Origin of the sequence: Streptomyces sp. NPDC048643 (genome assembly GCF_040650615.1) — a bacterium.
In the GTDB taxonomy this organism is placed as follows: domain Bacteria; phylum Actinomycetota; class Actinomycetes; order Streptomycetales; family Streptomycetaceae; genus Streptomyces.
In genome coordinates this window covers 238564-263843 of the sequence record NZ_JBEZHO010000002.1, presented here as the reverse complement: position 1 = coordinate 263843, position 25280 = coordinate 238564, and the positions used below count along the sequence as shown (strand labels likewise).

Sequence of the window (25280 nt, the reverse complement as noted above, 5' to 3'; positions counted from 1 at the left end):
CTTCGTCCTCCGTGGCTCAGTTGCCGACACGACGCCTCAAGTCCTGGAAAGCGGTGTAGTTGGCGATGACCTCGATGCGTCCGGGCGGAGCCATCTGCACGGCCTGGTCGAGGTTCTCGCATACCTGGAACTGCTGGTTGGCGACTTCGAGGCGTACGGCGAGGTCCAGCTTGCGGTCGCCGAGGACGAAGATCGGGTGCCCGGTCAGGCGGGTGTAGTCGACGTCCCACAGCCAGGACGTGTCCGTGCCGTCGGCACCGCGCGCGTTCACCGACAGGATGACCGGGGTCGGCGGCGGGTCGATCAGCGAGAACGTCTCCAGCCAGCCCGCCGGGTTCTTGGCGAGCAGCAGACGCAGGTCGCGCTGCATGAACTGCACCACGTCGTAGCGTCCGGCGACGGCCTGCACCTTGTACATGCGCTCCAGGGCGACCTGCGGCGGCACCCCGAAGACGGCGGCGACGGCGGCCGACGAGGCGGCGTTCGCCTTGTTGGCGCGGCCCGGCAGCTGGAGGTGGATCGGCCAGGCGGAGCCGTGCGGGTCGAGCACGTGGTCCCCGGACAGGGCCCAGGTCGGCGTCGGCCGGCGGAAACCGCAGTCCCCGCAGAACCAGTCGTCGCCGGGACGCTGCATCACACCGCCGCAGGACGGGCAGGACCAGGCGTCGTCCTTCCACATCTGACCGGCCGCCACCCACATGACGTTCGGGGAGGAGGACGCGGCCCAGACGACCAGCGGGTCGTCGGCGTTGGCGACCACGACGGCCTTGGAACCGGCGAGCCCCTCGCGCCAGTGCTCGGCCATCATCCGGGTCTCGGCGGCCCGGTCGAGCTGGTCGCGCGAGAGGTTCAGCAGCGCGATGCACTTCGGGTCCGTGTCCCGGGCCACACCCGAGAGGTACTTCTCGTCGACCTCGATGACCGCGAACTTGGCGTCCGAACCCCCGGCGAGCGCCGAGGTGATGCCCGCTGGCATGTTGGCGCCGAGCGCGTTGGACACGACCGGGCCCGCGGCGCCCAGTGCCTCCGCGATCAGTCGGGTCGTCGTGGTCTTGCCGTTGGTCGCCGACACCAGGATCACGTCCAGGTGTGTGGCCAGCCTCGCCAGCAGGTCGGGGTCGAGCTTGAGAGCCACCCGGCCGCCGATCACCGATCCGCTGCCGCGTCCGGCGGCTCGCGAGACGGCCGCCGCCGCCTTGCCCGCCGTCACGGCCAGCTTGGCCCGCGGCGTCAGCGGGTCCGAGTTGCCTGACATCGTTTCTCGATCCTCCTTGCGTACGCGCCGCGCCCCTGCCCCCGGCACCGTGTGGGCCTCAGCCTATCGAGATCCACTCACGTGCCCGAATCGCGGCACCACCTGGGTGCCCGCGCGACATGCGCGCGCCTCCCAGGACCGTACCCTTGCCGCCATGCGACAGAGCTCCATCCCGGGCACCCACGGGCGCGTTCGGCCCCTCACTCTGCTCGGCGACCCCGTGCTGCGCACGGCGTGCGCGGAGGTCACCGACTTCGGTCCCCAACTCGCTTCTCTCGTCGAGGACATGTTCGCGACGATGTACGCGGCCGAGGGCGTCGGTCTCGCCGCGAACCAGATCGGCGTGGGACGCCGGGTCTTCGTATACGACTGTCCCGACGACGATGATGTCCGCCATGTCGGGTATGTGGTGAACCCTCGGCTCGTCGCGGCGGACGGTGTGGTCCTGCGCGGGCCCGAGGGCTGTCTCTCGCTGCCGGGGCTGGAGGCGGGCACCGAGCGCTTCGACCGTGCCGTCGTCGAGGGGGTCACCGTCACCGGCGATCCCGTGACCGTCGAGGGCACGGGCTGGTTCGCCCGCTGCCTCCAGCACGAGTGCGACCACCTCGACGGCCTGGTGTACGCCGACCGGCTCACCGGATGGCGCAGGAAGAGGATCCTGCGTCAGGTGGGCCGGGCGTCCTGGAGCGGATGAGGCGGGGTCAGAAGCCGGGGCCGCCGACGCGGTCGCCCGCCGCGGCGAGCCGGCCCCACAGCAGGTCGGCCAGGCTGCGCACCAACTCGGCGCGTGTGCAGGGCCGTTCGCCGAGCCACCAGTCGCCGGCCGCGTGCATCATGCCGACGATCCCGTGACCCCAGACCCGCGCGAGCTGCTGGCTGCCCGGACCGAGGTCCACCCGCTCCTCGATGACCTCGGCCAGTTCCTCGCCCATGCGGCGCAGCACCGGCGCGGAGTACTTGCCGACGTCGAAGCCCGGGTCGCCCGGCTGACCGCCCTCCGACGGATGCATGAGGAAGCGGTACACCTGGGGGCGGGCCTCGATGGCGGCCAGATAGGTGTCGAGCGTCGCCTCGACGCGCTCACGCCGGCCGGCCGGAGCGTCCAGTGCCGCCCGCAGCGCTCCGAGGAGTGCGTCCGTGTGCCGCTTGGCGAGCGCGGCGTACAGGCCGCCCTTGTCGCCGAAGTGGCGGTACAGGATGGGCTTGGTGATACCGGCCTCGGCGGCGATGGCGTTCATGGAGGCCCCGGGGCCGTCGCGGAGCACCACTCTGTCCGCGGCCTCCAGCAGCTCGCGCCGGCGGCGGTCCGCGGACCTCTGCTGGTCGGTCCGCTGTGTGGTGTCCATGTGCTCTCCCCACCCGTGGTGATTCGGTGACGCCTGCGCAAACTAACACTGTTCGGCGCACGGGGATCGAACGGGCTGCCGGGCGGGACCCGGGAGTTGACTTTTCCTACTGGGCGGTAACAGACTCCAGTTACCGCAAGTAACATATCAGTGCAGCGCTGGAGGGGACATGGCCGAGTTCACCATGGAGCTCAACGACGAACAGAAGGAGGTCCGGGACTGGCTGCACGGCTTCGCCGCCGATGTCATCCGCCCCGCGGCCGCCGAATGGGACGAGCGCGAAGAGACTCCCTGGCCGGTCATCCAGGAAGCCGCCAAGGTCGGCATCTACTCCCTGGACTTCTACGCCCAGCAGTACTTCGACCCCACCGGCCTCGGCATCCCCATGGCCATGGAGGAGCTGTTCTGGGGCGACGCGGGCATCGCCCTGTCCATCGTCGGCACCGGCCTCGCCGCCGTGGGCGTCCTCGCCAACGGCACCGAGGAACAGATCGGCACCTGGATCCCCCAGATGTACGGCGACGCCAACGACGTCAAGGTCGCGGCCTTCTGCTCCTCCGAGCCCGACGCCGGCTCCGACGTCGCCTCGCTGCGCACGCGCGCCGTCTACGACGAGGCCAAGGACGAGTGGGTCCTGAACGGCACGAAGACCTGGGCGACCAACGGCGGTATCGCCAACGTCCACGTCGTGGTCGCGGCTGTCGACCCCGAGCTCGGTTCCAAGGGCCACGCCTCCTTCATCGTGCCGCCCGGCACCCCCGGTCTCTCCCAGGGCCAGAAGTTCAAGAAGCACGGCATCCGCGCCTCGCACACCGCCGAGGTCGTCCTGGAGAACGTGCGGATCCCCGGCTCCTGCCTGCTCGGCGGCAAGGACAAGCTCGACGAGCGTCTCGCCCGCTCCCGGGAGCGGGCCAGGACCGGCGGTGAGCGCGTGAAGAACGCGGCCATGGCCACCTTCGAGGCCAGCCGTCCCGCCGTCGGCGCGATGGCCGTCGGCACCGCCCGGGCGGCGTATGAGGTCGCCCTCGACTACGCCAAGACGCGCGAGCAGTTCGGCCGCCCGATCATCGACAACCAGGGCGTCGCCTTCCAGCTCGCCGACATGCGCACGTCGATCGACGCCGCGCGGCTGCTGGTGTGGCGGGCGTCCTGGATGGCGATCAACGGCAAGCGGTTCACCGCCGCCGAGGGCTCGATGTCGAAGCTGTTCGCCAGCGAGACGGCGAAGAAGGTCACCGGCCAGGCGATCCAGATCCTCGGGGGCAACGGCTACACCCGCGAGTACCCGGTGGAGCGCATGCACCGTGACGCCGCGATCTACACGATCTTCGAGGGCACCAGCGAGATCCAGCGTCTGGTGATCGCCCGGACGCTGTCGGGCATGGCGATCCGCTAGGCGGAGGCGAGGGGGCCGGCGGCCGGTCCGTGGGACGGCCCGCCCGGGGCCGGTCCGGCCCGGAGCGGTGCTCGCGCCGTCCGGGCGTTCAGTCGCCGGTCGTCCCGCTGCTGTGCGCGATGCAGGCGACGTCGATCCGGTCGGCCAGCTTGGCCAACTCGATGGTGAGCGCGGCCACCGTGTCCTCGTCGAGCCCGTCCTGGCCGGCCTCCACCAGATGCAGCCACCGGCCGCCCACCGTGCGCAGCAGCTTGCTGACGTCGGCGGCCGCCACCTGCAACGTGCCGCGGTCGTCGACGATCAGGGGGAGGGTCACTTCGCGGTTCACAGAGGGGATCGTAGCTGCGGAACGCTCACGCTCCGTGCCATACGGTGGTGATGTTGCAGAACTCGCGGATTCCGTGCTCCGACAGCTCACGTCCGTAGCCGGACCGCTTCTCCCCGCCGAAGGGGAACGCCGGGTGCGAGGCCGTCATCCCGTTGAAGAAGACGCCGCCGGCCTCCATGTCCCGCACGAACCGCTCCACCTCGGCCTCGTCACGCGTCCACACGTTCGAGCTCAGCCCGAACGGGGTGTCGTTGGCGATGGCGACCGCCTCGTCCAGGTCGGCCGCCCGGTAGAGCGTGGCGACCGGGCCGAACGTCTCCTCCTGGTGGACGCGCATCTCCGGGGTGATGTCGGTCAGCACCGTCGGCGCGTAGTACCACCCGTCCGAGAACCCGTCGGGGCGTTCGCCGCCGCACAGGACGGTCGCCCCGTTCTCCACGGCGTCGTCGACGAGCTCCTCCAGGTCGCTGCGGCCCTGCTCGGTCGAGAGCGGTCCCACCTCGGTGTCCTCGTCGAGCGGATCGCCGACCTTCAGGGCCCGCATCCCCTCGGCGAAGTGCTCCGCGAAGGTGTCGAACACGTCGGTGTGCACGATGAACCGCTTGGCGGCGATGCAGGACTGTCCGTTGTTCTGCACCCGCGCGGTCACGGCGGTCCGTGCGGCACGCTCGACGTCCGCGGAGGGCATCACGACGTACGGGTCGCTGCCGCCCAGCTCCAGCACGGTCTTCTTCACCTCGTCACCGGCCACCGAGGCGACCGCCCGGCCCGCCGGTTCGCTGCCGGTGAGCGTGGCCGCCTTGACGCGCGGGTCGCGCAGGATGTCCTCGACCGCCCCCGAGCCGATCAGCAGCGTCTGGAAGCAGCCCTCGGGGAAGCCCGCCCTACGGAACAGGTCCTCCAGATAGAGCGCCGTCTGCGGCACGTTCGAGGCGTGCTTGAGCAGGCCCACGTTGCCGGCCATCAGGGCGGGCGCGGCGAACCGGACCACCTGCCAGAGCGGGAAGTTCCACGGCATCACGGCGAGCACCGGGCCGAGCGGCCGGTAGCGCACGAGGACGCGGGAGGCGCCGGAGTCCTTCGCGTCCGCCGCGTCCGGGTGCTCGTCGGCGAGCAGCCCCTCGGCGCGGTCGGCGTACCAGCGCATCGCCTTGGCGCACTTCGCGGCCTCCGCGCGGGCCTGCTTGACGGGCTTGCCCATCTCGACCGTCATCACCCGGCCGATCTCGTCCTGGTCCTGCTCCAGGAGATCGGCGGCCCGGTGCATCAGCCGCGCCCGCTCGGCGAACGAGGTCGTGCGATACGTGCGGAACGTGGCCTCTGCGGCAGCGAGCCTGCGCTCGATCTCCTCGGCGCCGAGCGCGTCGTACGTCTTGAGCGTCTCGCCGTTCGCCGGGTTCACCGTCGCGATGGCCATGGGCCGACCTCCTGGAAGCGGACTGTTCCTCGACCCTCCCGCGCGACGGAGTCCGCCGCAACGCGGAAGGCTGCTGTGGGAGCCGGCGCACGTGGCCGAACGCCGGCTCTCAGGCCGAGTGCTCCACCAGCCGGTCGAGAAACGTCGCCTGGGCGGACACGATGAGCGTCCGGGCCCGGTCCGGGGTCATCCACTCCACCCGGTCCAGTTCGGGAAACTCCTGGTGGCGGCCCGATTTCGGCGGCCATTCCATCGTGAAGGCGCCGGGGACGATCGCCGCCGGATCGAGGTCGGCCTCGATCGCCCAGGCCGTGACGACCTTGCCGTTCGTCTGGGTGACCTCACCGAGCGTGACGGCCTCTCCGTCGGGCGGCGGCAGCCCGAGCTCCTCACGGAACTCGCGGCGGGCCGCGTCCCAGGCGGTCTCGTCGGGCTCGTACTCACCCTTCGGGACCGTCCAGGCCCCGGCGTCCCGCCGGGCGAAGAAGGGGCCGCCCATGTGGCCGAGGAGGACCTCGAGGCCGTGATCGGTGCGCCGGAACAGCAGCAGGCCCGCGCTCCGCCTGACCCTCTTGCCGCTCACGCCGTCACCTCCGGGTGGGCGGCGAACAGGGTGTCGACCGTGTCGGCCTCGGCCGGGCGCTTGTCCTCGCGGTAGCGGACCACCCGCGCGAAGCGGAGGGTGACGCCGGCCGGATAGCGCGTGGACCGCTGCAGACCGTCGTAGGCGATCTCCACGACCAGTTCGGGCCGTACGGTCACCACGTGTCCGTCGTCCTCGACCGCCAGTTCCCGGAGCCGTTCAGTCTGCCAGGCGAGCATCACGTCGGTCATGCCCTTGAACGTCTTGCCGAGCATCGCGAAGGAGCCGTCGCCGGTGCGGGCCCCCAGGTGCAGGTTGGAGAGTCTGCCGGTGCGACGGCCGTGCCCCCACTCCGCCGCGAGGACCACCAGGTCGAGGGTGTGCACGGGCTTGACCTTCAGCCAGGAGGCACCGCGCCGGCCCGCGCTGTAGGGGGCGTCGAGCGCCTTCACCACGACACCCTCGTGGCCGCGCGCCAGTGAGTCGGCGAGGAAACGCTCGGCGTCGTCGGCGTCCTCCGGTCCCGCCACCAGCGTCCGCCGGACCCGCATCGGTTCGGGCACGAGACGGGCCAGCTCCGTGTGCCGTTCCGTGAACGGCAGGTCCAGCAGGTCCTGGCCGTCCACCGAGAGGGCGTCGAAGAAGACGGGGGAGACGGGCACCGCCTTCGCGGCCGTCGTCACGTCCACGCGGGAGCCCACGCGCCCTGCCGTCTCCTGGAAGGAACGCGGTCGGCCCCGCTCGTCCAGCGCGATCACCTCACCGTCCAGGATGAACCGCTCGCCAGGCAACTCCCTTGCGGCGGTGGTCAGTTCGGGAAGGCGGTCGGTGATGTCGTCGAGCGTGCGGGTGTAGACGCGCACCTCCTCGCCGTCGCGGTGCACCTGCACCCGGATGCCGTCGAGTTTCTCCTCCACCGCGCAGGCGCCGAGCTTGCCGACCGCCTCGGACACCGACGCGGCGCTGTGCGCCAGCATCGGGAGCACGGGCCGGCCGACCGTGAGCCGGAACCCGGACAGCGCCTCCGGACCGTCGGCGAGCAGGGCCCGCGCCACCGTCCGGAGCGAACCGGCGAGCATCACCGCCCGCCGTACGTCCCCGGCGGGTGCGCCGGTCGCCTGGGCGAGCCCCTCCACGGCGACCGCGTCCAGGGCGCCTTGGCGCACCTCCCCGGTGAGCAGCCCGAACAGGAAGCGCTGTTCCTCCTCGGTGGCCGCCCCCATCAACTCGCCGACCAGTCGGGCCCGTTCGGCCTGCGATCCGGTGCCGGACACCTGGCCGAGGGCGGTGAGGCGGGCATCCACCTCGCGCACCGTGAGGGAGGGCTCGGCGGCGGGCGGGACCCGGTTGCTCAGCACCTTCCAGCCGATACCGAGCCGCCCCTGCGGCAGCCGGCCCGCCAGATACGGGATCACGATCGGCACGTCGTCCGGCTCGGCGTCCCGGAACAGCTCGGCGAGCAGAGCTGTCTTCCGGGACCGCGCCGAGGTGGCGGCGACCTCCTGGGACACATGGGCGAGCCGGCTCAGCAGCATGCAGCCATGGTGCTACGCGGACGCCGGGTTCACACCCGTACGGGCGCGGGACGGTGATCCCGCGGTGCGGTGGCCAGGAGCTGTCCGGGTGGCCGGGGCGCCTACCGCCGGCCCCGTGCCACGGCCGCGTCCAGGTCGGTGAAGAGCAGTTCGCCGTTGAGGGTGGCCGCCGCGCGGTAGCCGCCGCTCGCCGCGTTCACGACCTGCTCGGCGAAGCCGGCCGCGTTGCCCGCGGCCCAGACGCCGGGCACGCTCGTCAGCCCGGTCGGGTCGATCACCGGGTAGGAGCCGAACGGGGTCTCGGCCAGCTCGGCGCCCAGCCGTTCGAGCAGGCCGGTCCGCGGCACGGGCCGGGGGGCCACGAACAGCACCGAGCGCGCGTGCGTGGACCCGTCGGTGAGACGGACGCCGGTGAGCCGGTCGGCGTCCACCATCAGATCCGCGACCTCGCCGGGCACCACGGCGACCCCTGCGGCGGCGAGGCGGCGCAGATCCTCGTCGGCGAGCTCGTCCTCGGCGACCGTGTGCAGGAACAGCGTGACGTCCTTCGACCACTGGGTCACCATCAGCGCCTGGTGCACGCTCATCGGCGTCGCGGCCAGCACGCCGAAGGCCTCGTCGCGGACCTCCCAGCCGTGGCAGTACGGGCAGTGCAGCACATCGCGTCCGAAGCGCTCGGCGACGCCGGGCACCGCGGGCAGCTCGTCGGCCAGGCCCGTGGTGACGATCAGCCGACGAGCGTGCACCGTGCGCCCGGTTCCGAACGTGACGGCGAACTCCCCGGCGCCGTCGCGGACCACGTCCACCGCGTGGTCACGGACGATCTCCACCCCGTAGCCCTCGACCTCCCGGCGGCCCTCCGCGAGGAACGCGGCGGGCGGCATGCCGTCCCGGGTCAGATAGCCCTGCAGGTGCGCGGCGGGCGCGTTGCGCGGTTCGCCCGCGTCGACGACGAGGGTGCGGCGCCGCGCCCGGCCGAGGACCAGCGCGGCTGACAGCCCGGCCGTGCCGCCGCCGACGACGACCACTTCGTATGTCTCGGTCATGGTGACCACCTCCTCCCCGAACGTCGCCGATGCCCACCGGATTGACAAATGGCCTTGCCGATTCTGCAATGTGGGGATGAGCGAGGAGACACCCGTGGGGGCGAACGAAGCGAACCGGCCGGGAGCGACCGGGGACGCCGGGACGGACGAGGTGCTGGCCGAGGTGGGTCCCCGGCTGCGCCGGATCCGCAAGGACCGCGGCGCGACGCTGGCCGGACTGTCCGAGGCGACCGGCATCTCGGTGAGCACGCTGTCACGGCTGGAGTCGGGACTGCGCAAGCCCAGCCTGGAGCTGCTGCTGCCCATCGCGCGGGCGCACCAGGTGCCGCTCGACGAGCTGGTCGGCGCCCCGCCGGTCGGCGACCCCCGGGTCCGGGCCGAGCCCATCGTGCGGGGCGGCCGCACGCATTGGCCGCTGACCCGCCAGCCCGGCGGCCTCCAGGCCTACAAGGTGCTCGAACCCCAGCGGTCCCTGGCCCCGGACCCGCGGACCCACGAGGGCTACGAGTGGCTGTACGTGATGTCCGGGCGGCTGCGCCTGGTGCTCGGCGAGCACGACGTGGTGCTCGGGCCCGGGGAGGCGGCAGAGTTCGACACGCGGGTGCCGCACTGGTTCGGGTCGACGGGGGAGGGGCCCGTCGAGTTCCTGAGCCTGTTCGGGCCGCAGGGGGAGCGGATGCACGTGCGGGCCCGGCCGAAGGTGCGCGGCCAGGAGATCTGACCGCCGGGACGGCTCCACCAGGGAGTGGTGAAGACGACGGGCGTCCCCTGTTCCCAGGTGGGCAAGCGACCGCTTAGTATGCGATCGACCCCGGTCAGACGACGCAGTCCCCTGGAGGCCCCGCATGCAGGCATGGCAAGTGCACCAGAACGGCGAGCCCGCGGAGGCGATGCGCCTCCAGGAGGTGGACCGGCCGACGCCCGGTGACGGCCAGGTCCTGCTCACGGTCCGCGCCGCCAACATCAACTTCCCGGACGCGCTGCTGTGCCGCGGCCAGTACCAGGTCAGGCCGCCGCTGCCCTTCACGCCCGGCGTGGAGATCTGCGGCGAGACCGAGGACGGACGCCGGGTGATCGCCAACCCCGTCCTGCCGTACGGCGGATTCGCCGAGTACGCGGTCGCGGATGCCGCGGCCCTGCTGCCGGCCCCCGAAGCCCTCGACGACGCCGAGGCCGCCGCCCTGCACATCGGCTACCAGACGGGCTGGTTCGGCCTGCACCGCCGCGCCCGGCTGGAAGCCGGCGAGACGCTGCTCGTGCACGCCGCGGCCGGCGGGGTCGGCAGCGCCGCCGTACAGCTCGGCAAGGCGGCCGGCGCGACCGTCATCGGCGTCGTCGGCGGCGCCGACAAGGTCGCCGTGGCACGGGAACTGGGCTGTGACGTCGTCATCGACCGGCGCGCCGAGGACGTCATCGGCGCGGTCAAGGAGGCGACCGGCGGACGCGGCGCGGACGTGATCTACGACCCGGTCGGCGGCGACGCCTACACCCAGTCCACCAAGGTCGTCGCCTTCGAGGGCAGGATCGTGGTCGTCGGCTTCGCGAGCGGCAGCATCCCGAGCCCGGCCCTCAACCACGCCCTCGTGAAGAACTACGCGATCCTCGGCCTGCACTGGGGCCTGTACAACACCAAGAACCCGAAGCTCGTCCAGCACTGCCACGAACAGCTCACCGAGCTGGCCACGCGCGGCGCGATCAAGCCGCTGGTGAGCGAGCGGGTACCGCTGAGCGGGGCCGCCGCCGCCGTGCAGCGGGTCGCCGACGGGGTCACCACCGGGCGGATCGCCGTGGTGCCCGCACTGGAGAACGGAGCCGCCGCATGACTGACGCAGCCGAACTGCGCCGCCGCACCCAGGAGTTGCTGGCCGCGCACCCGCCCGGGGAAACCGACCGTCTGGACTTCCTCAAGGCCCGCTTCGACGCCGGACTCGCCTGGGTGCACTACCCGGAGGGCCTCGGCGGACTCGGCGCACCGCGCCGCCTCCAGGCCGTGGTGGACGCCGAACTGGCCGCCGCGGGCGCGCCCGACAACGACCCCCGGCGCATCGGCATCGGCCTCGGCATGGCCGCGCCGACGATCCTCGGCTTCGGCACCGAGGAGCAGAAGCGGCGCTTCCTGCGGCCCCTGTGGGTCGGCGAGGAGGTGTGGTGCCAGCTCTTCAGCGAGCCCGGCGCCGGCTCGGACCTCGCCGCGCTCGGCACCCGCGCCGTCCGCACCGACGCCGACGCAGCCGAGGGCGGCGGCGACTGGGTGATCAACGGGCAGAAGGTGTGGACGTCCAGCGCCCACCTCGCCCGCTGGGCCATCCTCATCGCCCGCACCGACCCGGACGTGCCCAAGCACCGGGGCATCACGTACTTCATCTGCGACATGAGCGACCCCGGCGTCGAGGTGCGGCCGCTGCGCCAGATCACCGGCGAGGCGGAGTTCAACGAGGTCTTCCTCACCGACGTCCGTATCCCCGACGCGCACCGCCTCGGCGAGGTCGGCGACGGCTGGCGGGTCGCCCAGACCACGCTGATGAACGAGCGCGTGTCCATCGGCGGCATGCGCATCCCGCGCGAGGGCGGCATGATCGGCCCCGTCTCGAAGACCTGGCGCGAGCGGCCCGAACTGCGCACCCACGACACGCACCAGCGCCTCCTGAAGCTGTGGGTCGAGGCCGAGGTCGCGCGGCTCTCCGGCGAACGTCTGCGTCAGCAGCTCGCCCAGGGGCAGCCCGGCCACGAGGGCTCCGGCATGAAGCTGGGCTTCGCACGCCTCAACCAGGAGATCAGCGGCCTGGAGGTCGAACTCCTCGGCGAGGAAGGCCTCTTGTACGAGGACTGGACGATGCGCCGACCGGAACTGGTCGACTTCACCGGCCGGGACGCCGGATACCGCTACCTCCGCTCCAAGGGCAACAGCATCGAGGGCGGGACCAGCGAGGTCCTGCTGAACATCGTCGCCGAACGCGTCCTCGGCCTGCCGTCCGAGCCGCGCACCGACAAGGACGTCGCATGGAAGGACCTCGCCCGATGAGCCAGGTGAGCACCGAGCCCGATCTGCTCTACACGGAGGAGGAAGAGGCGCTGCGCGCCGCCGTCCGCGACCTCCTCACCGACCGCTGCGCCGCCGCCGACGTCATCACCCGCAGCGAGTCCGCCACCCCGCACGACCCCGAACTGTGGAAGGCCCTCGCCGACGGCATGGGCCTCGCCGGACTCCTGGTGCCCGAGGACCAGGGGGGCCAGGGTGCCACCCACCGTGAGGCCGCCGTGGTCCTGGAGGAGCTGGGCCGCGCGGTCGCGCCCGTGCCCTATCTGACGAGCGCCGTCGTCGCCACCGAGGCCCTGCTGGCCTGCACGGGAGCGAACACCGCCGAGCTGCTCGCCGCGCTCGCCTCCGGTCGTACGGTGGGCGCCCTCGCCGTCCCGCTCAGCGTCGGGCCCGGCGCCGCCCATCGGACCGTCCGGCAGGAAGACGGCACCCTGCAGGGGGAGTTGACGGGCATCGCGGACGCGGCGGCCGCCCACGTCCTGCTCGTGCCGGCCGACGACGGCGGGCTGTACGCCGTCGACGCGGACGCCGTCACGGTCACCCCCCAGGTCTGCCTCGACCCGACCAGGCCGCTCGCCCGGGTCACTTTCGACGGAGCGCCGGCCCGACTGCTCACCGACGACGCGCCGAGCGCGGTCCGGCGCGCGCTGCGGGCCGGTGCCGGACTGCTCGCCTCCGAGCAACTCGGCCTCGCCGACTGGTCGTTGACGGAGACCGTCCGCTACCTCAAGGAGCGCAAGCAGTTCAACCGGCCGGTGGGCGGCTTCCAGGCACTCAAGCACCGGCTGGCCCAGGTGTGGCTGGAGGTCGTCAACACCCGTGCCGCAGCCAGGAACGCGGCCGACGCGCTGGCCACCGGAAGCTCCGACGGCGACATCGCCGTGGCCGTCGCCCAGGCCTACGCGGCACCCGCCGCCGTCCACGCGGCCGAGGAGGCCCTCCAGCTGCACGGTGGTATCGGCATGACGTGGGAGCACCCGGCGCACCTGTACCTGAAGCGCGCCAAGGCCGACTCGATCGCGTACGGCACGGCGGGCGCGCATCGCGCCGCACTGGCGGAACTGGTGGACCTCCAGGCGCCCTGACCTGAGCTGACCTGACCGACCCGAGTACCGGTTCCGAGAGGAACCCGAGAGCAGTCCGGAAAGGTCCGCCCCGCTCGGGGCGGGCCTTTCCCGTGAGCCCGTCCTCCCGTCCGAGGGAACCGGCCGGGCGGATGACGGGGCGTCACCGACCGCGCGATTCACCGCGGAATGCCCGGATCCGGTGAGGTGAACGTGCCACGGCGGTCCGGCCAACTCCCGCAACGGCAGGGTTTCCTGGCCGCTGCCGGACCGCATACTCCCTGAGGTCCCGTACGGCACCCCCAAGGGAGGCAGAGCATGGCCCTCACCACCCGCCGCAGAGCACTCGGCGCCCTCGGCGCCGCCCTCGCGACCTCGGTCGCGCCGCTCGCGTCGCAGGCCCTGGCCGCCGACGCGAAGCCCCGCACCCGTCCGCTGTGGCGCGCCCACGCCCACAACGACTACGACCACCCGCGCCCCCTTCTCGACGCCCTCGACCACCGTTTCGGCAGCGTCGAGGCCGACATCTACCTCGTCGGCGACCAACTCCTCGTCGCCCACGACCCCGTGGACCTCGACCCCACCCGCACCCTCGAATCCCTCTACCTCGCCCCGCTCGCCGCCCGCGTCCGCGCCCAGCACGGCTCGGTCTACCGGGGACACCGCGCCCCGCTGCAACTCCTCGTCGACATCAAGACCGAGGGCTCCTCGACCTACCTCGAACTCGACCGCCGGCTGCGCCGCCACCGCCACCTGTTCACGACCTACGCGCACGGTCGGGTGCGCCCCGGGCCCGTCACCGTCGTGATCTCCGGGGACCGCGCGGCCCGGGCCCCCATGGAGGCGCAGACCGTCCGGCACGCCTTCTACGACGGCCGGCTCACCGACCTCGGCAGCGCCGCGCCCGCCTCCTTCGTCCCGCTGATCAGCGACAACTGGACGCTCAACTTCAGCTGGCTGGGCGCGGGACCCTTCCCGGACGCCGAACGGGCCAAGCTGCGCGCCATCACGGCAACCGTGCACCGGAACCGGCAGAAGGTCAGGTTCTGGGCGACGCCCGACGTGGCGGGCCCGACACGCGAGGCCCTGTGGCGCGAACTCCTCGCGGCCGACGTCGACTACCTCAACACCGATGACCTGGGCGGTCTCCAGGAGTTCCTGGACGCCCACGACCGCACCTAGAACACCACTCGTTCGGCGGACACGTCAGCCGCCCGGACGCACTCCCCGCTGGGCCACACTTGCGGCCGAACGCCGCGAAGCGGACGTGGCGGAGGAGGTTGACGATGGCCATTTCCATCTCTGCGGTGCTGCTGCTCCTGGTGCTGGCGGTGATCTTCCTGCGCAACGGGCTGAAGTTCTCCCACGCACTGGTCTGCGCCCTGCTGGGGTTCCTGCTGGCCAGCACGAGCATGGCGCCGACGATCCACAGCGGACTCACCGCCACGGCGGACATCGTCGGCAGCCTCACGCCGTGACGCTCCGGGGCGGTCCGTCGGGACCCGCCCCGGAGCCATCGACGTGCCGGTGCGTCACGGGCGGGAGAACACCCCGATGCCGTTCGGCACGGGGCGCTCCGCGCCGCCGGTCGGATGGTTGAGGACGCTGACGGTGTCGGAGCCCGGCTGCCGGGCGACCATCGTGGTGGACCCGCCGCCGTCCAGACTGAAAGCGTCCTGCGATCCCAACTGCCGCATCGCGGATGCCACTTCGGCGATGGTGAGTCCGCTGCGGAACTCCGGGGCACCGTCCAGGGCGAGGAGCTGCAGCCGGTGCCCGTGGTCGGAGAAGCCCACGGCGGTCCGTACGGCCGAGGTCCTGTCGTCCAGGCCCGGCAGGGGCACCCCGCCGGACATCATCGGATAGCCGCCCACCGCGAAGCGGTACGGCACCCGGGACGACCCGGCCACCAGCCTGTGCCGCACGAGGACGCGCTCGCCGACCGACAGCGTCCGCAACAGCCCGGCGCCCGCCTCCCGGCCCACCAGGACGGTCGTGCCCGGCGCGATGCCGCCACCGCCCGGGGTGTCGGCGACGGACGCGACCCGGCCGCCCCGGACCGTCACCTCGTAGGTGTCGGCGCTGCACGGCGCGGCACGCTCGGTGTCCGTGCCGCAGGTGGCGCGCAGCCGGGACGCGGCGCCCCAGTCCGAGGTGAACGCGCCGACGGAGCCGACCGGGAGCGCGTACTGGTTGAAGCCGCCGAGCGGCCAGGTGCCGTCCTCGCTGCGGACGGATCCGTCGAGGTCCAGGCCGTCCAGCCGCGCCCGGCGGTCGACACCCACCCCGAACACGTCGTCGGTGTGCGTGCCCGTCGGCAGCGCGGGCCCGAACCGCTGGCCGTCCGGAACCGCGGCCTTGAGCGCGTGACCGCTCGCGATCGCGGGCCCCACGGTCGCACCCGTGGCCTCGACACCCGGATGCTGGGACTCCTCGATGTTGAAGAAGTCGCCGTTGACGCCGGCCACGGCTCCCTGCCCGCCGGCCAGCAGGGACACGGGCTCGCGTGACGCCACGGCTCCGGGGTGCAGCAGGTCGACGCGCACGTGGGGATTGCGCAGGTCGACGGTCAGGACGTGCGCGTGGGCCACACCCTTCGCGGCGGGGATGTCCAGCTGTCTGTACTCGACCCCGGGCGCGATGGTCCCGGTGTCCTCCGCGCCGCTGGCCGGTGCCGCCCCCACCAGGGCGGCGCCGGCCAGCGCTCCGCATGCCGTGAAGACCGCCAGTGCCGATCTGAACCGTCCGTCGCGACGCGTCACTGTGCCCCCTGATGTCTCGTCAACTTTCCCAGGACTCGGGGGGATTGCACCAGAGGACGGTGCCCGGGCCGGTGGCTAGCGGCCGACGACCCGGGAACGGATCAGAAAACGCACTCCTTCGGGTGCTTCGAGGGAGAAGCCGCTGCCCCGGCCCGGCACGACGTCGACGGTGAGGCGTGTGTGGGACCACAGCTCGTACTGGCTCTTCGACATCCAGAACGTCACCGGTTCCTCGACGCCCTCGACCTCCAGCTCGGCCAGCAGCACGTCGGAGCCTCCGGTGCGGAACTCGCCCGCCGGGTAGCACATGGGCGCGCTGCCGTCGCAGCAGCCGCCCGACTGGTGGAACATCAGGGGCCCGTGCAGGTCGTGCAGCCGTCGCAGCAGGTCGGCTGCCGCGGGGGTCAGCCCCACGCGCGCGACGTCGTGGTCGTCGTCCATCGGTACTTCCCGTCGGTGTCACGGCTCGGGTCTCACGGCTCTCCCGCGGGTGGCGGGACCGCGTGCCGGGCGAGAGCCGGCGCGGGGCGTGGACCAGCACACCACCCGGGACGTTGCGACGGGGTTGCACCCGCGGGGCGCGAAGAACCGGCCCCGGTGACGCCCGCGGGATGCGGGGCGTCACCGGGGCCGGCCCGGGTGTGCGCGGTTGCGGGTGGTCGGGTCCGGGCGGGGCGGGCGACGGGGGAGTGGGCGTGTCCGGTCAGCAGATGCGCGGCAGCTGTTCGCCGAGCGGCATGTCGACCACGCGGGTGCCGCCCAGGCCGGTTGCCGCGACCACCATGCCGGGGTGGTCGGGTACGCAGTGGCCGATCACCACGGACTCCTTGCCCAGCGGATGCGCGCGCATCGCCGCGAGGACGGCGTCGGCGTGCTCGGGCGGCACGAACGCCACCAGCTTGCCCTCGTTGGCCACGTACAGCGGGTCGAGACCGAGGAAGGCGCAGGCGTTGGCGACCGTTTCCGGGATCGGCAGCGACCGTTCGTCGAGCGTGATGCCGACGCCCGACGCCGCGGCGATCTCGTTCAGCGAGGTGGCGAGGCCGCCCCGGGTCGGGTCGCGCAGCACGTGGAGGTCACGGCAGGCGGCCAGCATGTCCGCCACGAGTCCGGCCAGCGAGGCGGTGTCGCTCTGGATCTCGACACCGAACTCCAGCCCCTCCCGCACGCTCATGATGGCCACGCCGTGCACCCCGATCGGCCCGCTGACCAGGACCACGTCGCCGGGTGCCGCGCGCTGCGGGCGGATGTCGACGCCGTCCGGGATCAGGCCGATCCCGGCGGTGTTGATGAAGATGCCGTCGCCGTGTCCGGCGTCGACCACCTTGGTGTCGCCGGTGGCGACGACCACGCCGGCGGTGCGGGCCGCCTCGCCCAGGGCCTCGGCCACCCGGCCCACGACGGACAGTTCGATGCCCTCTTCGAGGATGAACCCGCAGGACAGGTAGGCGGGTACGGCGCCCGCCATGGCCAGGTCGTTGACCGTGCCGTTCACGGCCAGGTCGCCGATGCTGCCGCCGGGGAAGAACAACGGCCGCACGACGAAGGAGTCGGTGGAGAAGGCGAGCCGGGCGCCGCCCATGGTCAGGTGCGCGGAGTCGCCCAGCTCGGCGAGCACGTCCCCGCCGAAGGCGGGGGCGAACAGGTGCTCCACCAGCTCGGCGGAGAGCGTGCCGCCCCCACCGTGCCCCATGACGATCCTGTCGTGGTCGCGCAGCGGCGCGGGACAGGTCCAGGACGAGAAGTCGACCGGAGCCGACGCGGAGTCAGCCAACGGAACTCGCCTCCTTGTCCGGGGTCTCCAGCCGCCGGTACAGGTAGTACGCGGCACACGCGCCCTCACTGGAGACCATGGTCGCGCCCAGCGGGTTGCGCGGGGTGCACTCCTTGCCGAACGCGGCGCACTCGTGCGGCTTGATGAGCCCCTGGAGCACCTCGCCGCTGCGGCAGACGGTCGACTCCTGTGTGTCGATGCCGGTGACCGAGAAGCGGTGCTCGGCGTCGTACTCGCGGTACTTGGGCGAGAGCCGCCAGCCGCTCGCCGGGATCATGCCGATCCCGCGCCAGGCCCGGTCGGTCACCTCGAACACGTCGGCCAGCATGGCCTTGGCCGCGGGACTGCCCTCGGCCGTCACCGCGCGCGGATAGGCGTTCTCCACGGTGTGCTCACCCGCCTCCAGCTGCCGTACCGCGCGCCGGATGCCCTCCAGGATGTCGAGCGGCTCGAACCCGGTCACCACGATCGGCACCCGGTGCTCCTCGGCGAGTTCGGGGTACTCGGCCATGCCCATCACCGTGCAGACGTGTCCGGCGGCGAGGAAGCCCTGGACCCGGCAGTCCGGCGAGCGCATGATCGCGTCGATGGCCGGCGGTACCCGGACGTGCGAGACGAGCAGGCTGAAGTTGGCGATGCCCAGCTTCTTGGCCTGGTAGACGGTCATCGCGTTGGGCGGGGCGGTCGTCTCGAAGCCGATGCCGAAGAACACGACCTGCCGGTCGGGGTTCTCCTGGGCGATCTTCAGCGCGTCCAGCGGCGAGTAGACGACGCGTACGTCCGCGCCCTCGCTCTTGACCTTGAACAGGTCGCGTCCGCTGCCCGGCACCCGCAGCATGTCGCCGAACGAGCAGAAGATCACGTCGGGCCGGGAGGCGATCTCCAGCGCCTTGTCGATGATCTCCAGCGGGGTCACGCAGACCGGGCAGCCCGGTCCGTGGATCAGCTGGATCTCCTCGGGCAGGAGCTGGTCGATACCGTGCCGGATGATCGAGTGCGTCTGGCCGCCGCAGACCTCCATGAGCGCCCAGGGCCGTGTGGTGATGGCCCTGATGTCGTCGAAGAGCCGTTTGGCGAGGACCGGGTCGCTGAACTCGTCCAGGTACTTCATGGCCGCGCCTCCTTCTCGACGCCGCCCGTGGGCGGCCGTCCGGTTCCGGCGGGGCGTTCGGCGCCGGCGTCCCGGGCCGCCTTGCCCCAGGCGTCGCCGAACTCCTCCTCCAGCACCCCGAGGTTCTCGAACAGCTCCAGGGTCTGTTTCGCCGACTCCTCGTCCAGCCGTTGCAGGGCGAACCCGACGTGGACGATGGCGTAGTCCCCGACCTGCATGTCCGGCACGTACTCCAGACACACGTCCTTGACGACTCCGCCGAAGTCCACCTTGGCCATCCGCGTCGCGTCGCGTTCCTCGATCTCCAGCACTCGGCCGGGTACGGCCAGACACATGACGCGCTCCTCGCTAGTCCTGTGCTCGGGCGGCGACGATCAGCTGCCCGAGGGCAAGACCGCCGTCGTTGGGGGGAACCCTGCGGTGCCGCAGTACGGTGAAGGCGTCCCGTTCGAGGACGGCTGCGCAGCCCTCGGTGAGCAGGGCGTTGCAGAACACTCCGCCGCTGAGGGCCACCGTGCGGATTCCGGTGCGGTCTCGTGCCACCGCGCACACCTCCTGGACCAGGGCGACCACCGCCCGGTGGAACCGGCGGGCCACCGGCCCGGCCGCGACGCCGTCCCGGACGTCCGCCGCGGCGGCGGCCAGGACCGGCCCCGGATCGGCGATCAAGGGCGCCGCGGGGTCCTGGCGGTCCGTTCTCAGGATGAACCGGTACGCGTCGTCGCGCTCGTCGTCGGCGAGCGGGCCGGTCAGGTCGCCCAGGGCGGCGTTCTCCAGCTCCATCGCCGCCTGTGCCTCGTACTCGACCCGGTGGCAGACCCCCGCGAGCGAGGACACCGCGTCGAACAGGCGGCCCATGCTGGAAGTGGGCACACAGTTGAGGTCCCGCTCCAGCTGACGTGCGAGCAGCCGGCGCTCCTCGGGCGTCGCGGCGGCGGCGCACGGCAGCTCGACCGTCCAGGGCAGGTCCGCCGCCCGCAGATGGGACAGCGCCATCCGGTACGGGTTGCGCACGGCCGCGTCGCCGCCCGGCAGCGGCACGTAGCGCAGATGGGCGAACCGCCGGTATCCGTCGTAGTCGGCGAGCAGCACCTCACCGCCCCACACCGCGCCGTCGTCGCCGTATCCCGTCCCGTCGAAGGCCAGGCCGATCACCGGTGCCGAGCCGTCGAGACCGTGCTCGGCCATGCAGGAGGCGACATGGGCGTGGTGGTGCTGCACCCGGCGCAGCGGCAGCCCGCGTGCCGCGGCGGCGCGTACCGCCCACTGGGCTGAGCGGTAGCCGGGGTGCCGGTCGGCGACCAGCAGGCGCGGCGCGACGGCGGTGAGGTCCGTGAGGTGTCCGGTGGCTCGTTCGAACGCGGTCAGCGTGGCGAGGTCGTCCATGTCCCCGACGTGCGCGGACAGCCAGGCGTAGCGGCCGTCACCGGCGCAGAAGGTGTTCTTCAGGTCGCCGCCCACGGCCAGCGCCGGCAGCACCGGGACCGGCAGCGCGACCGGGAAGGGGGCGTAGCCGCGCGATCGGCGCACCGGCAGTTCGGCGCCGGCGCAGACCCGGACCACCGAGTCGTCGCAGGGCACGTGGATGGGGCGGTCGTGCGTGAGCCAGGCGTCGGCGAGTCCCGCCAGCCGGGTCAGCGCCTCCTCGTCGTCGGTCACGATGGGCTCGCCCGAGCGGTTCCCGCTGGTCATGACGAGGATGGTGGGGCCCGGCGGATCGCCCGGCAGACCCAGCAGCAGCCGGTGCAGCGGCGTGTACGGGAGCAGGAGGCCGAGGTCGGGGCTGCCGGGCGCGACCCCCGGCGCGATGGCGTCGAGGGTGGTGTCCCGGCGCCGCAGCAGGACCACGGGCCTGCGCGGTCCGAGCAACAGTTCCTCCTCGGCGGGGCCGAGGTGGGCGAGGCGCCGCACGGTCTCCGGGGAGTCGGCGAGTACCGCGAAGGGCTTGCCGCCCCGGTTCTTGCGCTTGCGCAGGGCGCGGACGGCCGCGGGATCGCCCGCGTCGCAGGCCAGGTGGTAGCCGCCGATCCCCTTGACCGCCACCACGGCACCGTCGGCGAGCAGCCGCCGGGCCTCGGCCAGCGCCTCGTCGTCGCGCGGCGCGCGGAGGTCGCCGGGCCCGGTGCGCAGCGTGAGCCGGGGACCGCAGGCGCGGCAGGCGATCGGCTGGGCGTGGAAGCGCCGGTCGGCCGGGTCGGCGTACTCACGGGCGCAGTCCGCGCACATCGGGAAGCCCGCCATGGTGGTGTTGGCGCGGTCGTAGGGCAGCGCCGTGACGACGGTGAAGCGGGGACCGCAGTGCGTGCAGGTGATGAACGGGTGCCGGTGGCGCCGGTCGGCGGGGTCGGCCAGCTCGCTCATGCAGGCGTCGCAGGTGGCGGTGTCGGGGGAGACCAGCGTGCGACCCGGTCCGCCGGAGGAGGGGCGGATGGTGAACACCGAGCCGTCGTTCTTCGGGGGCACGGCACGTTCCTCGACGGACTCGACCACCGCGAGCGGCGGCGGCCGGGTCCCGATCCGGTCGCAGAACGCGGCCACGGCGGCCGCCGTGCCCTCCACCTCGGCCTCGACACCGCCCGCGTTGTTGGTGACCCAGCCGGACAGGCCGTGTTCCTCGGCGAGGGTGTAGACGAACGGCCTGAAGCCCACCCCCTGCACGACCCCCGTGACGGTGACGTGCCGGCGCTCGCGTCCCGGAATCCCGCTCACGGCGCGTTGCCCCGTACCTCGGCGGGGACCGGGGCGGCTCCGGGCACCCCGTCGTGCCGGCGTTCCCCGCCCGACGCGGGTCCCCGCCCGTCGCCGTGATCGTGGCCGCCGTCGCCGCCGTGAACGTGCGGGCCGGTCCCGTCGCCGTGCTCGTGGCTGTGCAGGTACCGCTCGTGCTGCCGGGCCAGGACGGGGACGTGCGCCTCCTCGCCGTCCGCGGCGCGCAGGACGTGGGCCAGCAGCGCGTCCACCCCCTCGCCGGTGCGGGCCGAGGTCTCCAGGACCGGCACTCCGGGGTTGACCTGCTCGACACCGCGCAGGAACGCCTCCCGGTCGAAGCCGACGGCGTCAGCGATGTCCGTCTTGGTGATCACGACCAGCTGCGCGAGGCCGAAGGCCGTCGGGTACTTCACCGGCTTGTCCTCGCCCTCGGTCACCGACGCGAGCGCGATGCGCAGCGTCTCGCCCAGGTCGTACGAGGCGGGGCAGACGAGGTTGCCGACGTTCTCGACGAACAGCAGTCGGGTGCCCTCGGGCATCCAGCCCTCCAGCCTGCGCCGGAGCATGCCCGCCTCCAGGTGGCACAGCCCGTCGGTGAGGATCTGCTGGACCGGGGCGCCCGAGCGGGCCAGCCGGGTCGCGTCGTTCTCCGTCGCCAGGTCGGCGGTCACCGCCGCGGCCGTGATGCCGCCCGCCACCGCCCGGGCGAGCAGCTGTTCGAGCAGGGCCGTCTTGCCGCTGCCCGGGCTGGAGAGCAGATTGACCGCCACCGTGCCCCGGTCACCCAGATAGCCCCGCAGGGCCAGCGCGTTCTCGTCGTTCCTCGCCAGCACGGCCTGATGCAGATCAACGGTGCGGCACATGGCCCGCCTCCTCGTTGCGTGTCGGCAGCCCGGCCGCCGCGGGCCGTGGCCCGTCCTCCGCGCTCTCCGCGCCCGGCGGCCCGTCGGCGAGCACCACCCGGACGATCTCCAGTTCCCGGCCGCAGAGCAGGGTCAGCGTCGCCCCGCACACGGTGCACCAGAGCACCGGAGGCATCCCGGTCGGCGCCTCGCGGCCGCAGCCCTCGCAGCGCCCGCGCCCCTCGACAGTGTCGATCAGCAGCCGGGCCCCCGCCAGCGCGGTCCCCTCCGTCGCCAGGGCGAACGCGAAGTCCAGCGCCTCGGGCACCACCCCCGCGAGTTCACCGATCCGCAGGGTCAGGGACGCCACCGCGCGGCCCTGGTCCCGCACGGCCTCCTCGACCTGCTCGGCGACGGCCACGGCGATCGACAGTTCATGCACGGCCGTCACCCCCTGTGACCGCCGTCCGGCCCGGCGTCGCTCCCGGGTGGGTGGCGAGCGCGTCGCTGGCTACTCTGAGAAGACGATGACTGGCCACGAGGTCGAGCGACGCGCGCTGCTGACCCCGGTGCTGCTCCTGCTGCTGGCCGAACGCCAAGGCCACGGTTACGAGCTCGTTCAGCGCCTGGGCGCGTTCGGCTGCGCCGAGGCCGACCCGGCCCACGTGTACCGGCTGCTGCGGGGCATGGAGAGCAGCGGTGAGGTCACCTCGCACTGGCACGCCTCGGAGAGCGGTCCCGCCCGCAGGGTCTACGCGATCACCCAGCAGGGCGCCATGAACCTCGCCCTGTGGTTCGTCCGCCTCGGCGACCTCCACGGCACCCTGCACCTCTTCCTGGAGCGGTACGTGCAGCTCGACGGCGTCGCCGGCCGCCCGGGCCGCGAGGGCGGGGCCCCGGGTGCCGCAGGCGGTGGTTCGCCCGATCACGCGCGCACGCCGGATCACATGCGCCGCATGCGCAAGTAGCGGCGGATGTCCGACAGGTTCCGGGCGACCCCGTAGGCCACCACGAGTCCCGCGGCCACGCCGATCCATGTCCATTCCATGGCTGCCTCCATCGTCGTCAGCTCCTCTGCGGTACGGCGCTGTCGCGGCGCACCAGGTTCAGCACCAGGTCGGCGGCGGCGTCCACGACCGCGGCGACCGGGGGCGTCAGACCCATGCCCTCGTCCGTCGCGCCGGGCTCGCAGCCGATGACGTACACCTCGTCGGGAAGGGTGCCGCCCGCTCCGGCGTGCAGGTCGTGCAGCAGCGCCAGCACGGTGGCCGGGTCCATCGCGTGGGTGTCCAGCGGGCCCGGTCCGGGACGCTCCGACGGGGCCTGCGGGCCGACGTCGATCGTGTAGAGGGTGCCCGGCGTGCCGCCCCGGCCGACGAGGTCCACCAGGACGAGGGTCCGGTAGCCCTCCAGCAGCCGGTAGGCGAGGTGCACCCCGCGGATGCCGACGTCCATCAGCTCGACGCCGGGAGGCAGTTCGGGCATGCGCGCGGAGAGGCGCCGTACGGTCTCGACGCCGAATCCGTCGTCCTGGAGGAACACGTTGCCGACCCCGGCCACGAGCACCCGCCCGGTGCCGTCGGGCTCGGCCGCGCCGGCCGGTTCCGTGTGGTCGCTTCCGGTCATGGCGCCGCCTCCTTCCCGTCCTGGAGCTCGTCCCCGAGAGGAGCCACCTCGTCGGGCTTGAAGTAGAGGAAGCGGCCCTGGGCGCGCCGCAGGTCGGTTCCGGGGTCGTCGTCCACGACGACGGCGAGGTGGGTCTCGCCGTCGAGGTCGCCGACCACGGCCTCGACCGTGGCGTGCCGGCCGACGAGGAAGGAGTCCTGGGCGTCGGAGCGGCGGGCGCCGGGCGTGAGCAGGACCCTGCTGCCGGCCCGTACGGTCTCGCCGTCGATGACCACGCCGTCCGGCACCTCCGGGCCGTCGGGGTCCCGCGCGGGGTCCCACCAGGGGTGCCCGGGGCCCTCCGGCAGGCTCAGCCCGCTCTCCGGACCGTCCGGCGGCTCGCCCGGAGTGTCCTGTCCGGTGATGTCGCGCAGGCCCCGGATCGCCCCGTGCAGGCGTTCCCGGACGGCTTCCGGCATGTCGTCGACGAGATCGATGACCTCCGCGGCCCGTGCGTCCGTGCCGCGGGCCTCGCGCTTCTCCCGCTCGGTGAGCGCGGCCGTGCGCAGGGAGAGGATCTCGTCGATCTCGGTGGCGTCGTAGAGGGGGCCGGGGCTCTCGTCGGCGACGGCGGGATGGTCCTCCAGGATGATCGGCGAGGACAGGATGACGTCCTCGGTGCCGGGCGGTCCCGCGAGCACCGGCCACGTGTGGTCGTTCGAGCAGGCCGCGACGAGGAGCCGGGCCCACTCGGGCGGGTCGGTCAGCGAGAGGAACCGTCCGCCGGGCACACCGAGCAGCAGATGGGCGCCGATCATGCTGTGCGCGAGGGCCGTCTCCCGGTCGGTCCCGGCGCCCTCCTCCGCCGCGGTGGTGTTGTGCACGCTCACCGTCAGCCGAAGCACCCGGTAAGGTCCGGGCAACTCCTCGGTGCGTGGCCGCAGTTCACCGGTCAGCCGCTGTCTGTGCCGCACCAGTCGGCCCACCGTCCGGCCCTCGGCGTCGGTCACCGGTTCGTGCTCGACAGCGGCCGGCAGGTCGAACCGCACCGCGTGCAGGGCAGCCTGATCACCCGTCAGTTCGGCGAAGGTCTCGTGGACCAGGACGCGCTCCTCGTGCCCTTCGTCCCAGGGCACCAACACCCGGTCGGGCAGCTCCAGTTCGGGGACCTCGGTGTAGCCGCCGTCCGGGTCGAGCCGCTCGACCGTACGCCGCCGGACGTGCAGGAAGCGCAGTTCGGCGTGCAGCCGGTCGCCGTCGCGGGGCTCCAGCAGGCACTCGGTGCGCTGCACGGCGTGCTCCCCGGTGGTGGCGGTCCAGGCCGGCGGCACCAGGACGCCGAACTGCCAGCGCAGTTGGTTCTTCGCCGCCGACGCGCGGTACGGGTAGAGGACGTACCCCTCGAAGAGCACCGCGTCCGCCACCGCGCGGGCCTGTTCGAAGCCGTACTCCAGGGGGTTCCTCATC

At 72.8% G+C, this 25280-nt stretch carries 26 protein-coding genes; 9 read left to right on the top strand and 17 right to left on the bottom strand.

Annotation, left to right across the window (positions count from 1 at the left end):
• Positions 1-16 precede the first annotated feature (16 nt).
• Positions 17-1255 (bottom strand): MurT ligase domain-containing protein, encoded by a 1239-nt coding sequence (locus AB0C62_RS03020; protein ID WP_362969329.1) that lies wholly within the window; start codon positions 1253-1255, stop codon positions 17-19.
• 154 nt (positions 1256-1409) lie between these two features.
• On the opposite strand from AB0C62_RS03020, the gene def reads away from it, so the two are divergent.
• Positions 1410-1949 (top strand): peptide deformylase, encoded by a 540-nt coding sequence (gene def / locus AB0C62_RS03015; protein WP_362969328.1) that lies wholly within the window; start codon positions 1410-1412, stop codon positions 1947-1949.
• 7 nt (positions 1950-1956) lie between these two features.
• Here def and AB0C62_RS03010 read toward each other — a convergent pair whose 3' ends face one another.
• The gene (locus tag AB0C62_RS03010) at positions 1957-2601 is read right to left on the bottom strand and encodes a TetR family transcriptional regulator (protein WP_081223108.1); all 645 of its coding nucleotides are present in this window, start codon (positions 2599-2601) and stop codon (positions 1957-1959) included.
• A 169-nt stretch (positions 2602-2770) separates the two neighbouring features.
• On the opposite strand from AB0C62_RS03010, the gene AB0C62_RS03005 reads away from it, so the two are divergent.
• Positions 2771-3997, top strand: coding sequence for an acyl-CoA dehydrogenase family protein (locus tag AB0C62_RS03005; protein ID WP_362969327.1), 1227 nt, complete (start codon positions 2771-2773; stop codon positions 3995-3997).
• Between the two features lie 88 nt (positions 3998-4085).
• Here the strand turns inward: AB0C62_RS03005 and AB0C62_RS03000 are convergent, their stop codons facing one another.
• From AB0C62_RS03000 to AB0C62_RS02980, 5 genes are all read right to left on the bottom strand, one after another.
• The gene (locus tag AB0C62_RS03000; protein WP_356434885.1) at positions 4086-4325 is read right to left on the bottom strand and encodes a DUF6213 family protein; all 240 of its coding nucleotides are present in this window, start codon (positions 4323-4325) and stop codon (positions 4086-4088) included.
• A 25-nt stretch (positions 4326-4350) separates the two neighbouring features.
• Entirely contained in the window at positions 4351-5742 is a 1392-nt protein-coding gene (locus tag AB0C62_RS02995; protein ID WP_362969326.1) for an NADP-dependent succinic semialdehyde dehydrogenase, read from the bottom strand.
• A 109-nt stretch (positions 5743-5851) separates the two neighbouring features.
• Positions 5852-6325: an NUDIX domain-containing protein gene (locus AB0C62_RS02990; RefSeq protein ID WP_362969325.1), complete on the bottom strand. Its 474-nt coding sequence runs from the start codon at positions 6323-6325 to the stop codon at positions 5852-5854.
• Positions 6322-7860 (bottom strand): ATP-dependent DNA ligase, encoded by a 1539-nt coding sequence (locus tag AB0C62_RS02985; protein ID WP_362969324.1) that lies wholly within the window; start codon positions 7858-7860, stop codon positions 6322-6324. Before AB0C62_RS02985 ends, AB0C62_RS02990 begins: the two co-directional genes overlap by 4 nt.
• 101 nt (positions 7861-7961) lie before the next feature.
• Entirely contained in the window at positions 7962-8906 is a 945-nt protein-coding gene (locus tag AB0C62_RS02980; RefSeq protein WP_362969323.1) for an NAD(P)/FAD-dependent oxidoreductase, read from the bottom strand.
• Between AB0C62_RS02980 and AB0C62_RS02975 the strand changes: the two genes are divergently transcribed.
• From AB0C62_RS02975 to AB0C62_RS02950, 6 genes are all read left to right on the top strand, one after another.
• The gene (locus tag AB0C62_RS02975) at positions 8905-9627 is read left to right on the top strand and encodes an XRE family transcriptional regulator (protein ID WP_362969322.1); all 723 of its coding nucleotides are present in this window, start codon (positions 8905-8907) and stop codon (positions 9625-9627) included. The two genes, AB0C62_RS02980 and AB0C62_RS02975, sit on opposite strands and share 2 nt — an antisense overlap.
• A 124-nt stretch (positions 9628-9751) precedes the next feature.
• Entirely contained in the window at positions 9752-10729 is a 978-nt protein-coding gene (locus tag AB0C62_RS02970) for an NADPH:quinone oxidoreductase family protein (protein WP_362969321.1), read from the top strand.
• The gene (locus AB0C62_RS02965; protein ID WP_362969320.1) at positions 10726-11928 is read left to right on the top strand and encodes an acyl-CoA dehydrogenase family protein; all 1203 of its coding nucleotides are present in this window, start codon (positions 10726-10728) and stop codon (positions 11926-11928) included. Before AB0C62_RS02970 ends, AB0C62_RS02965 begins: the two co-directional genes overlap by 4 nt.
• The gene (locus AB0C62_RS02960; protein ID WP_362969319.1) at positions 11925-13031 is read left to right on the top strand and encodes an acyl-CoA dehydrogenase family protein; all 1107 of its coding nucleotides are present in this window, start codon (positions 11925-11927) and stop codon (positions 13029-13031) included. Before AB0C62_RS02965 ends, AB0C62_RS02960 begins: the two co-directional genes overlap by 4 nt.
• 297 nt (positions 13032-13328) lie before the next feature.
• Complete coding sequence (locus AB0C62_RS02955; protein ID WP_362969318.1) at positions 13329-14192, top strand: phosphatidylinositol-specific phospholipase C/glycerophosphodiester phosphodiesterase family protein; 864 nt, start codon at positions 13329-13331, stop codon at positions 14190-14192.
• Positions 14193-14296: 104 nt separating this feature from the next.
• A complete protein-coding gene (locus AB0C62_RS02950; protein WP_081223099.1) occupies positions 14297-14488 on the top strand; it encodes a hypothetical protein in 192 nt (63 codons plus the stop codon).
• Positions 14489-14542: 54 nt separating this feature from the next.
• Here AB0C62_RS02950 and AB0C62_RS02945 read toward each other — a convergent pair whose 3' ends face one another.
• The 8 genes from AB0C62_RS02945 to AB0C62_RS02910 all read right to left on the bottom strand — a co-directional run bounded on the left by AB0C62_RS02945 (position 14543) and on the right by AB0C62_RS02910 (position 22650).
• Positions 14543-15772, bottom strand: a complete 1230-nt coding sequence (locus AB0C62_RS02945; protein WP_362969317.1) for a phosphodiester glycosidase family protein — start codon at positions 15770-15772, stop codon at positions 14543-14545.
• Between the two features lie 75 nt (positions 15773-15847).
• Entirely contained in the window at positions 15848-16213 is a 366-nt protein-coding gene (locus AB0C62_RS02940) for a DUF779 domain-containing protein (RefSeq protein WP_362969316.1), read from the bottom strand.
• A 262-nt stretch (positions 16214-16475) separates the two neighbouring features.
• Complete coding sequence (gene hypE, locus AB0C62_RS02935) at positions 16476-17546, bottom strand: hydrogenase expression/formation protein HypE (RefSeq protein WP_362969315.1); 1071 nt, start codon at positions 17544-17546, stop codon at positions 16476-16478.
• On the bottom strand, positions 17539-18657 hold the full coding sequence (gene hypD / locus AB0C62_RS02930; RefSeq protein WP_362969314.1) for a hydrogenase formation protein HypD: 1119 nt from the start codon (positions 18655-18657) through the stop codon (positions 17539-17541). Before hypD ends, hypE begins: the two co-directional genes overlap by 8 nt.
• The gene (locus tag AB0C62_RS02925; protein ID WP_362969313.1) at positions 18654-18992 is read right to left on the bottom strand and encodes a HypC/HybG/HupF family hydrogenase formation chaperone; all 339 of its coding nucleotides are present in this window, start codon (positions 18990-18992) and stop codon (positions 18654-18656) included. Before AB0C62_RS02925 ends, hypD begins: the two co-directional genes overlap by 4 nt.
• Before the next feature lie 13 nt (positions 18993-19005).
• Positions 19006-21366 (bottom strand): carbamoyltransferase HypF, encoded by a 2361-nt coding sequence (gene hypF / locus AB0C62_RS02920; protein WP_362969312.1) that lies wholly within the window; start codon positions 21364-21366, stop codon positions 19006-19008.
• Positions 21363-22229: a hydrogenase nickel incorporation protein HypB gene (gene hypB, locus AB0C62_RS02915; protein ID WP_362969311.1), complete on the bottom strand. Its 867-nt coding sequence runs from the start codon at positions 22227-22229 to the stop codon at positions 21363-21365. Before hypB ends, hypF begins: the two co-directional genes overlap by 4 nt.
• Complete coding sequence (locus AB0C62_RS02910) at positions 22213-22650, bottom strand: hydrogenase maturation nickel metallochaperone HypA (RefSeq protein ID WP_362969310.1); 438 nt, start codon at positions 22648-22650, stop codon at positions 22213-22215. The genes hypB and AB0C62_RS02910 overlap by 17 nt, the downstream gene beginning before the upstream one ends.
• 85 nt (positions 22651-22735) lie before the next feature.
• On the opposite strand from AB0C62_RS02910, the gene AB0C62_RS02905 reads away from it, so the two are divergent.
• Positions 22736-23176, top strand: coding sequence for a helix-turn-helix transcriptional regulator (locus AB0C62_RS02905; RefSeq protein ID WP_362969309.1), 441 nt, complete (start codon positions 22736-22738; stop codon positions 23174-23176).
• A gap of 97 nt (positions 23177-23273) precedes the next feature.
• Here AB0C62_RS02905 and AB0C62_RS02900 read toward each other — a convergent pair whose 3' ends face one another.
• Together AB0C62_RS02900 and AB0C62_RS02895 are read right to left on the bottom strand one after the other, a co-directional pair.
• Positions 23274-23834 carry a hydrogenase maturation protease gene (locus tag AB0C62_RS02900; protein WP_362969308.1) on the bottom strand — a complete coding sequence of 187 codons (561 nt, stop codon included), beginning with the start codon at positions 23832-23834 and terminating at the stop codon, positions 23274-23276.
• Positions 23831-25279 (bottom strand): hypothetical protein, encoded by a 1449-nt coding sequence (locus AB0C62_RS02895; protein ID WP_362969307.1) that lies wholly within the window; start codon positions 25277-25279, stop codon positions 23831-23833. The genes AB0C62_RS02900 and AB0C62_RS02895 overlap by 4 nt, the downstream gene beginning before the upstream one ends.
• Between the last annotated feature and the right edge of the window lies 1 nt (position 25280).